General features: G+C 63.0%; 2 protein-coding genes. Both read right to left on the bottom strand.

Translation table 11 applies throughout. The features are described from left to right. Positions 1–990, bottom strand: a 990-nt coding sequence (locus tag EOA86_RS33575; RefSeq protein ID WP_128345469.1) for a substrate-binding domain-containing protein, incomplete at its 3' end; no start/stop codon positions are given. 341 nt (positions 991–1331) lie between these two features. Beyond that, positions 1332–1698: TOBE domain-containing protein (locus EOA86_RS33570; RefSeq protein WP_128345467.1), on the bottom strand; the 367-nt coding region annotated here is incomplete at its 5' end.

The following is a 1698-nucleotide window of genomic DNA, read 5'->3' as shown; positions in this document are numbered from 1 at the left end:
CTGCTGCAACATCTCGCGGAAGGGATCGGGATAGTCTCCGCCGGGGCGCGGGAAGTTCTTCAGCGAGGCTTCCGCATTGTCCTTGTTGATCAACAGAACCGGCGCCGGCACGTTGGCGGGCAGTTCCTTGCCCTTGGCTGCCGCGGCGCAAGCTTCCACGCCCATGGCGCCGACGACATAGGGATATTGGGCGACGGTCGCAGCGAGTTCGCCGGCCGCGACCGATTTCAGCGCGTCGACGATGCCGTCGAGGCCGATCACCTTGACGTCCTTGCCCGATGTCTGCACGGCGCGCTGGACGCCGAGCGCCATGATGTCGTTGGCGGCGAAGAAGCCGGCGAGATCGGGATGCGCGGCCAGGATGTCGGTCGCGGCGGTCAAGGCCTTCTCACGGTCCCAGTCGGCGCTCACCATCACTACGACGTCGAGCTTGCCTTCGACAGCCTGCTTGAAACCCTTGATGCGGGCATTGCTGCCGACATCGCCGACGATGCCGGCCACCAGTGCAACCTTGGAGCCTGCAGGAACCAGCTTCAGCATCTCCTCGCCTGCCAGCACGCCGGCGGCGACGTTGTCTGTGCCGATATAGGTCGAGATGGTGAAGCCGGCGGCCTTGGCCTGCTCGGCGTCGATGGTGCTGTCGATGTTGACGATCGGCTTGTTCTTCTGCGCGACCGGCACCAGCGCCTGCACTAGGTTGGAGACGCTGATCGGGTTGACCAGGTAGCAGTCGAAATCCTGCATGGCCATGGCGGTCAGCCGGTCCGCCTGCCCGGTTGCGTCGCCCATATTGGCGGCCGCCTGCACGGTAACGCCGACGCCATCGGCCTCGGCTTGCTCCTCGATGCCCTTCTGCATGTACTGGAAGAAGGGGTTGTCGAGACCCTTGACGATGGCCGCGACTTTCGCCGCGTCTTGGGCCTGGGTGGGCATGGAGACGATGGTTGCAAACAGACCTGCGCCAAGCGCCAGGCCATTGAACATACGCATGCTTCTTCCTCCTCCTAAATGTTGGTTGTGTCGCAATTAACCCGTTCGGCGAACGGAATGGCTGTGCAGGGCGCGACGAAGGCCGGCCCGGCGCTTGCGATGGCAGACAGCCGACCGATCGGCGATTGCCGTGCAGCTCGCTGCTTCAAGACCCGTTCCGGGCCATTTTCCGTGTCAGGCATTTCTCCTCCCAGAGCGCTGGCCAAGCCAGAATTATCGTATGTTTTAGAAAAATTTGACATGCGTCAAGTTTTAAAATGGTGTGCAGCGGTTTTTGATGTGCTGCGATGCAGCAGAAATCGACACTGTAGGGGTCGAAGCAGGCTCGATCCGCGGCGTCGTCAGTTCTCTGGTTTCAAACTATGAGCCCACGGCTCACGCCGATTGCAGAGAGACGCCAGCGCCGGACCATCGGTGCGAAACAGGTGGCAAGCCGATGGCGAGATGTCGAGCGCGATCGGGCTGTGCAACGGCGTCCTGTCGCCACCTTCCGCCTGCACCACCAGCGTGACCTCGGGCGCGACCTCGACATGCAGGATGGTCAGGCTGCCAAGCCGCTCCGCCAGCACGGCTCGCCCCTTGAATTGTCCGTTGGCCGAGATGCGGAGATGTTCCGGCCGCATGCCGAGCAGCAGCTCGTCGCCAGATTTGCTTGCACCGGCGGCAACCGGGACGGTCAGCGCCTGGCCGTCCGGCAAGGTAACGGAG

The organism is Mesorhizobium sp. M5C.F.Ca.IN.020.32.2.1, from assembly GCF_004023105.1.
Lineage (GTDB): Bacteria > Pseudomonadota > Alphaproteobacteria > Rhizobiales > Rhizobiaceae > Mesorhizobium > Mesorhizobium wenxiniae.
The sequence above is the reverse complement of the archived record's forward strand: the minus strand, read 5'-3'. Positions and strand labels throughout refer to the sequence as shown.